Source organism: Nocardiopsis sp. TNDT3 (assembly GCF_003427465.1).
GTDB classification, from domain to species: domain Bacteria; phylum Actinomycetota; class Actinomycetes; order Streptosporangiales; family Streptosporangiaceae; genus Nocardiopsis; species Nocardiopsis dassonvillei.
In genome coordinates this window covers 1-7323 of record NZ_QPFC01000018.1, presented here as the reverse complement: position 1 = coordinate 7323, position 7323 = coordinate 1, and the positions used below count along the sequence as shown (strand labels likewise).

Annotated in this window: 8 protein-coding genes and 1 CRISPR repeat array; of the genes, 6 read left to right on the top strand and 2 right to left on the bottom strand. The window is 70.7% G+C overall.

Features of this window, described 5'->3' with window-relative positions:
• The first annotated feature begins 124 nt into the window (after window positions 1-124).
• From DQW06_RS00445 to DQW06_RS00435, 4 genes are all read left to right on the top strand, one after another.
• Window positions 125-286 carry a helix-turn-helix domain-containing protein gene (locus tag DQW06_RS00445; protein ID WP_255418199.1) on the top strand — a complete coding sequence of 54 codons (162 nt, stop codon included), beginning with the start codon at window positions 125-127 and terminating at the stop codon, window positions 284-286.
• A gap of 383 nt (window positions 287-669) precedes the next feature.
• Window positions 670-834 (top strand): hypothetical protein, encoded by a 165-nt coding sequence (locus DQW06_RS29095; RefSeq protein ID WP_013152679.1) that lies wholly within the window; start codon window positions 670-672, stop codon window positions 832-834.
• Between the two features lie 43 nt (window positions 835-877).
• Window positions 878-2422: an asparagine synthase-related protein gene (locus tag DQW06_RS00440; RefSeq protein ID WP_117197744.1), complete on the top strand. Its 1545-nt coding sequence runs from the start codon at window positions 878-880 to the stop codon at window positions 2420-2422.
• A gap of 13 nt (window positions 2423-2435) precedes the next feature.
• Complete coding sequence (locus DQW06_RS00435) at window positions 2436-2960, top strand: GNAT family N-acetyltransferase (RefSeq protein ID WP_117197743.1); 525 nt, start codon at window positions 2436-2438, stop codon at window positions 2958-2960.
• Window positions 2961-3074: 114 nt separating this feature from the next.
• A CRISPR array of direct repeats spans window positions 3075-3652; the repeat unit is 29 nt; unit sequence CGGTTCATCCCCGCGTGCGCGGGGCTCAC.
• A 228-nt stretch (window positions 3653-3880) separates the two neighbouring features.
• Here DQW06_RS00435 and DQW06_RS00430 read toward each other — a convergent pair.
• Complete coding sequence (locus tag DQW06_RS00430; protein WP_117197746.1) at window positions 3881-4984, bottom strand: protein-L-isoaspartate O-methyltransferase; 1104 nt, start codon at window positions 4982-4984, stop codon at window positions 3881-3883.
• Between the two features lie 247 nt (window positions 4985-5231).
• On the opposite strand from DQW06_RS00430, the gene DQW06_RS00425 reads away from it, so the two are divergent.
• Both DQW06_RS00425 and DQW06_RS00420 read left to right on the top strand, forming a co-directional pair.
• Entirely contained in the window at window positions 5232-5432 is a 201-nt protein-coding gene (locus DQW06_RS00425) for a hypothetical protein (protein WP_013152675.1), read from the top strand.
• Window positions 5433-5920: 488 nt separating this feature from the next.
• Window positions 5921-6847: a universal stress protein gene (locus DQW06_RS00420; RefSeq protein WP_117197742.1), complete on the top strand. Its 927-nt coding sequence runs from the start codon at window positions 5921-5923 to the stop codon at window positions 6845-6847.
• 8 nt (window positions 6848-6855) lie between these two features.
• Here DQW06_RS00420 and DQW06_RS00415 read toward each other — a convergent pair whose 3' ends face one another.
• Window positions 6856-7140: a hypothetical protein gene (locus DQW06_RS00415; RefSeq protein ID WP_013152673.1), complete on the bottom strand. Its 285-nt coding sequence runs from the start codon at window positions 7138-7140 to the stop codon at window positions 6856-6858.
• Window positions 7141-7323: the final 183 nt, after the last annotated feature.

Sequence of the window (7323 nt, the reverse complement as noted above, 5' to 3'; positions counted from 1 at the left end):
GATGTGTGACACCTGGCCCGAGATGGAAACGCGGATGCGCACCCCGGGCTCATGGGGGCAGGTGCCTCGCACGCGCAGGCCCCGGTGAGGGTCCCGGCGCCCGGGGGACCGTGCCCCTGCTCCCCTGCGGCGGCCGACTCCCCTGGAAGAGGTCGTAGCCATGTTCCGGGTGACCGACAAGACCGTCCGTCGCTGGGTCCGGACGGGCAAGCTGACCTCGGTCCGCACCTTGGGCGGACACCGCCGTTACCACGAGGCCGAAGTCCGCGCGCTGCTCAACCAATGACCCCCACACGGTCGGAGTCGCGTCCCGGCCGCGCGGGCTCCAAACCATCCCCCCGTAACCCGGCCTCTGAGCGCCAGGGCCCACACAAGACCACCCTCACAGGGTGGCCACGGGGCCGCTACCCAGCTGGGGTGTGCGGCCCCTCTGAGCACCGCATGGCCGGGCGCACATGCTGCCCATCCTGCCCGGCCGCGCGGGCCGCCTCTCCGACCGAGAAAGGAGGTACTCCCGATGGCGGTATGCAGCGGATGCGGCGGACCCGACAGCGGAAAGCAGTGCGAAAAGTACGAATAGTGCACCACGCACAGCCCTTGCCCTTCGGGCAATAACAAGTGGTGGCCCTGCACAGGGATCACCACTCTCCACGCACCACAAGGAGAAGCATGAACGACTTCACTCCCCCACCTCCAAGCAAGAGCGAGCAGGTGAGCGGCCTGTTCCTCGCGTCCCCGCGCGCCGTCGTGCCAACCCCGGCGCAGAGCCACGAGTACAAGAAGTGCTCGGGCAGCAGCGACGCCGCGCACACCTACGACACCAACCGCCGGTAGCAACTTCCACCTGTTCCGCTGAACGCACGCCCTGGAGCACTCCGTGTTGCGATTGCAGTTGACCCCCTACAGCGAGCATCCGACCTGGCACTGGTCCGGGGCGTGCTACAGCACACTCGACCAGCGCAGCACGGTCATCCCCTTCGACCACCCGATGATCGAGCACCTGGCCGCGACCGACGGCTACCGGACCCTGATCGTGGTCCGCGAGCGCGTCGCCGACCGCCCGGCCTGCGACCCCGGTGTCCGGGCCCTCACCCCCGCCGAGTACGACCAGGCGCGCGACGCCGTCACCGACTGGCCGACCGACGTCGTCCTCATTGAGACCGAGCCCGGCCTGCCGGTGCGCGTCACCGCCGGGGCGGCCCGGACCACGCCCCTGTACCTGGCCGTCGATGACACGACCCTGACCGGGTCCTGGGACATGGCCGACCTTCGCGGCCACGCCACCGGCATCAACCCCAAGGAAGCCGCCCGGCTGCTGATCTACCGGCCCCGGTACTCCGCCGAGACCCTTTACCAGGGCGTGCACCGGCTCACCGAACGCGCGACCGCACACTTCGGCGGGTCCCTGTGGATCACCTACCCCGAGCCCGCCCTGCACCGGACCCCCCGCGAGCTGGCACCGGACGCCGATGTCCTGGGCGCGTTCATCGCGACCATGGACACCGCGATGGACCGCCGCCCCTGGGCGCACGACACCACCCTGTTCCACCTGACCGGCGGGTTCGACTCAGGCACCGTGGCCACCCGCGCGGCCGAGCGCCACCCCGATCGGTTCCCCACCGCCACCCTGCTGATCGACGGCCCGGGGCGCGCACAGCAGATCCGGCGCCGTGCCGAGATGCGCTCCCGCGTGCGCTTCGCCAACCCCGACATCACCCTCGACGCCATGGAGCACCCACCGCTGGCGCCCGGCTGCCGGTGGGTGAGCGGCGACGTGGTCAACCCCTACGAGGACCCGCTACACCACCCGTTCACCCTGATGGCGCACGCCATCGCCCAGACCGGCGCCCGCACCGTGGTGACAGGCCTGGGCGGGGATGAGATGGTCGCCCTCACCCAGGAGGAAGAGCCCCACCAAGGGCTCGGCGAGATGACCGACGCCCTGGTCCTGCCCTGGGTCGGGCCGCGCGCCCGCGCCGTGTTGGAGTTCGCCGACGACGGCATCGCACCCCCAGCGCGGGTCAACTCCATGACGCTGCTGTCGCTGGAGAGCGCCGCGCCCACCCTGCTGCGAGAAGGGCTGTGGCCGGTACACCCGTTCGCCGACCCCGACATGGTCGAACTCGGCGAGCAGCTTCCCTTCGCCTGGCGAGAGCTGAAGCAGCTTCAGCGGAGGCGCATGGCCGCACTCGGCATGAGCGACGACGTCATGTACCCGGCCGAACGCGAGTCCTTCGCGGAGGTCATCCAGCACGCCCTGATCTCCCATGCGCCGCCCCTGTTCGATGACGGGCTGGTCGACCCCGATGGGCTGCGGGCCGCGGCCGAGCGGCTGTCCGCCGAGCACTACCAGGAGGAGCGGGAGTCGAAGCTCCTGGAAGTCCTGAGCCTGCACCTGTCCGCGACCGCGTTCCTGCGCTGAGAGGATCCCGACCATGTTCACCATGCGTCCCGCCACCGAGGCCGACACCAGCGCGGTCGCGTCGGTCATCACTGCTCGCTGCGACTGGATGGAGGAGCGCAGACTGGAGTCGTGGCGCGAGGCCGTCGCCGATCTCGCCGGGCAAGCCGCGGCCGGGTTCATGTGGGTGCTCGAAGACGAAGACCGGGTCGTCGGGTGCACGACGGTGACCGAGCACGCGCCGCCGAAGGACTGGACCCCCGACGAGGCCGACGAGCCGAGCCTGTACCTGTTCTCCACCTGCACCCACCCCGACTACCGGAAGCACAAGCCGGGCACCCTGATCGACCTGTGGGCGGTGGACCGGGCGGCGCGAGAGGGCCGCCAGTGGGTGCGGCAAGGGTGCTTCTTCCCCGAGCTGGCGAAGTACTACCAGGGACAGGGGTTCGCGCTCATCCGCGAGATGGACCGGGCCTCGGGGCACCTGTACCTGCTCGCGCGCCGCGCCGAGCGCCTCGACCTCGGTCAGCTCGGCATGACGGAGAACCCCGCCGTCTGACCTCGGGCACAGCGAACAAACCCCACCTCCCTCTCGGTAGGTGGGGTTCTCTGCGTCCGCCGCCCCGAGGACACCACGCTTCGCCACGAACGCACAGTGGCCACTCACGGTCACCGGTCCATCCCCGCGTACACAGGGCTCACGTCGCCGAAGAGGCCGCCATGCAGATGGCCCGCGGTTCATCCCCGCGTGCGCGGGGCTCACGAGACGACGATGGGAGCGTCAGCGGGGGTCGCCGGTCCATCCCCGCGTGCGCGGGGCTCACGTGATCGACCTCGCCGGGTACGTGGCCGCGCACGGTCCATCCCCGCGTGCGCGGGGCTCACGCGATGCGGTAGGGACCGACCGGCTGGCCGTACGGTTCATCCCCGCGTGCGCGGGGCTCACACCAACCGAAACCAGCCCGACGACGTGACCCGCGGTTCATCCCCGCGTGCGCGGGGCTCACGTGGCGTTGCGGAGTTCCACGAGGGCCCCGGCCGGTTCATCCCCGCGTGCGCGGGGCTCACCACACGGTCGGTGTTCGACGGCGTTCGAATAGCGGTTCATCCCCGCGTGCGCGGGGCTCACTAGGCGTAGTTGTGCGGTTCGCGCGTATTCGGCGGTTCATCCCCGCGTGCGCGGGGCTCACGCTGGCGCCTCCAGCGACCCGGTGCGCTACGACGGTTCATCCCCGCGTGCGCGGGGCTCACGCTTAACGACCTGCGGCAACGCGGGCCGTTATCTCGCCGCAACCTTGGCCCTGGACATGCTGAGCACTCCCGGCTTCGACGTACATCCTCACACAGTGCACGGCGGCGCTCATCCCCACTACCGCGCCGGGCACACAGGCTTTCCATGCCTGGGCTGCGGTCGCAGGCCCCCGGCCCGGAGAAACAGCCCTGAAGAGCACTACGAGCAGGATGAGCAAGACGAGAAAGTCAGGGCGATACGGAGTGATCCCAGTGCTGCTCCAGGGCCGCACACCCCACCCGGCAGGAATCCTGACCAGCGACGGCTTCCAGGACAAAGCTCTCCAGACCCGGGAACCCGGCGCCCCGCAGCATCCGATAGGCGTGCCCCAGTTCCTCACCCAAGGCACGATCACCGCCGCCGGTGACGGTGCCGTCCGGCCACACGTACGCCCACGCCTGCCCGTCGCCCATCCACACGATCCGGCCGGGCTCACTCCGGAAGGGCCGCAGCCCTGTTCCCAGACGGACCCCGGGCATCATCAACATCAGCTGGGTCATCATCCCCGAGCCGATGAGTTCCACCGATCCGACGGGAAAGTCGGCAGCCGGAGTCGGTTGCTGCCCGAGGCCGGGGAAGGGAAGGTCGCCCGGGCGCTGTGTGCGGTCGCGCATGAACGCGGCCTCGCGCACGAACGGCCCCGACCCGCGCCCCTCGCGAACCGCAAGGGCGACGATCGGCGTGCTGTGGGCGGCCGGGTGCGGACTCCAGGGAAGCACGAGCACCGCGCCCTCAGCGGCGGCGAACCACCCGTCCGGTATCCGGGTCGCCGCGCAGGTGGCGATGACCGCGTCGTACACCTCCCCGGGAGGCGGCTCGGCGGCGGTGCGGACGGTGACGCCGGTTCCGGTCAGCCGTTCCCGGGCCAGCGCAGCCACACCGGGGTCGATCTCGATGCTGGTGACAGACCCCTTCTCCCCCACGAGGGCGGCCAGGATCGCGGCGTTCCACCCGGTGCCGGTGCCGACCTCCAGCACCCGCATACCCTCGCTGATTCCGGCCGCGGCGATCATGTCCGCCATCACCTGGGGCGCTGACGACGAGGAACTGGGCTCATTGCGCGGCCCCGGACCGCCGTCGTTGGCCTGGGTGGTAACCGCGTCGGAGCCGTACACCAGACGCGTCCACCGGCCAGGATCGGATGTCCGGTGCAGGGGCAGGCCGGTCGCGTCAGGCCAGACCATGTCGGGGATGAACAGGTGGCGGGGATGGGCCGCAAACGCGTCGCGGATCGTGGCGGTGGTGTCCAGGCGCTCCACCAAGGCGGTGTGGAGCGCGTCGAGGTCATCCATCACGTCTCCCCCGTTCCCCTGCAACCGCTGCACGTGACCACCTGGCGGTGTGTCCGACCGCCACCGCTGCCATCTCCGTCGGACTCGACCACTACGGTGCCTTCACCTTTACACATGGAACACTGGGCCACGGGTGACTCCTGTCAGCGTCGGGGGTGCTGTTGGTCCACCCGAGCGCCAGGAGATGAGTGCGGGTGTGGCCGATTGGCCTTCCCCGCCTGTCCCGTCACGGCTACGGTGAGCATCCATGGAGACCTCCACAGACCGCACCCGTATCCAACCGTCCGGGATCTGCCGCCGGGGCCGCCACCGGTGGCGGCACGACCCGCCGGACGGGAAGCGGTTGCTGTGCACCCGGTGCAAGTCGATGTCGATGACGAACTACGGCGCGTGCCGGGAGGATTGTGTGGACTGCCACCCCCCGGCCGACGAGGTCGAGGGTCAGTAGTTCTTCGCGCTGATCGCTCCGCATCGGCTGCACTTGGCCGTGCCGTTGGGGCCGGATTGCCAGTCGTGCTGGCCCGCTGGGCAGTTGCCTGACATGACCACCTCCACACGGAGATGTACCCGGTAAGGATGTACGGGGTCGTGGCCGAATGCGGACAGGGGCGTCCGTGCGGGTCGGGTGTCCCTGTCGCGCTCCCCGGAGCCCGGTTCGCCTCCGCGTGCGCGGAGCTGCGGAGCTAGGGGAAACACTCTTGGCCTCGACGTACATCCTCACCCAGCACACGACACCACTCACCACTCACCACTCACACCAGTGCGTCCGCGCGGACGGCCCGGGTAGGAGAACCACGCGGAAAGGCGGACGTTTTTCGCGCCACACCGCCGCCGCGGCGGGTGCGAACCCCCGCCGTAGGGCACGCTCTGCGGTGGGAGGGATCCGCCTCCCGCAGAACCCGCAGAACACGTCCCGCGACGAGAAGGCAGGAAACCATGGCCGATGACCCGATCCCCTCCCCCAAGGTCGCGGTGGGCGTCGACGGATCGGCGTCGGCGCGCGGAGCCCTGGAGTGGGCCGCGGCGGAGGCCGAGCTCAGGCAGCTACCCCTGTACGTCGTGCACGCCCTGTCCATGCCGCTGGTGATGTCGGTCTACGCCGGTCCCACCCGCTTCCCTCCCACGGAGGAGATGACCGCCCAGGGCCGCCGCATCCTGGAGGAGGCCGCCGAGCACGTGCGCTCGCTGCGGCCGGAGCTGCGCGTGGAGACCGCCCTGGGGCTGGAGGAACCGCCGCTGGCGCTGCTGCGCCGCACCGGCCACGGGGACCTGGTCGTCGTGGGTTCGCGCGGCATGGGGCCGGTGCGCTCGGTGCTCGCGGGCGCGGCCGGAATGCGGCTGGCCGCCAAGGCGCTCTGCCCGGTGGTCGTCGTCCCCGGCACCGAGGAGCGCGCGCCGCGACTGTCGGGTCCGCTGCGGATCGCGGTCGGCGTGGACGGCTCGGTGGACTCCCGGCGCGCACTGGACTTCGCCCTGCACCGGGCCGCGCTCCAGGAGGGCTCCTCGGTCGTGGTGGTGCACAGCTGGGAGGTTCCGCTGCCCTTCGCCACCGCCTCCCTGACCGAGTCGGGGTGGACCCCGCCGGACGACCTGCTGGAACGCCAGTCCGAGGAACTCGTCTCGGGTGTGCTGGCCGAGGTGATGGACGACGCCACCGCCGATGTGGACATCTCCGCCGTGCGCACCCAGCGCAATCCGGTGGACGCGCTGGTGGAGGCCGCCGCCGAGGCCGACCTGGTGGTCGTGGGCTCGCGCGGCCGGGGCGGTGTGCGCGGCGCACTGCTGGGCTCGGTCAGCCAGGGCGTGATGCACAGTTCGCCGGTGCCCGTGGTCGTGGTGCCCCGGCACGCGGAGGAGGACTGAGCCCGCGATCAGCCCCAGCCGGTGCCGGGCATGCCGGACATACCGGCCATGCTGGGCATGCTGGGCAACAGGCCACCCGAACCGACGCTCTGGAGCTCCTGCTCGACCGTGCTCACCACTGAGCAGCTGCTGCCCTCGACCTTCGCACCGGGCGAGAGCAGCACCAGGGGGCTGCCGCAGGAGGGTTCCGTGGTGGGCTCGGCGGTGGCCTCGTCGGCCAGGGCGGGGGCGCCGGCCAGCCCGGCCAGGGCCAGGGCGGCGGCCGCGGTGAGGGCGGCACGCGTCAGTGTCATGGGCACGGGGAGGGTTCTTCCTTCTCGGATGGAGGCCCGCGGACGGGCCAGGGCGACGGAACACATCCAGTGTTTACCAAGAGTAGTTATATTGCAACTCTTGGTAACTACACGTAGCGGCCAACCGAGCCGGAAAAGGGAAAAGCCCCCGCGCGACCGGGTCGCGCGGGGGCTCCCGCGTCT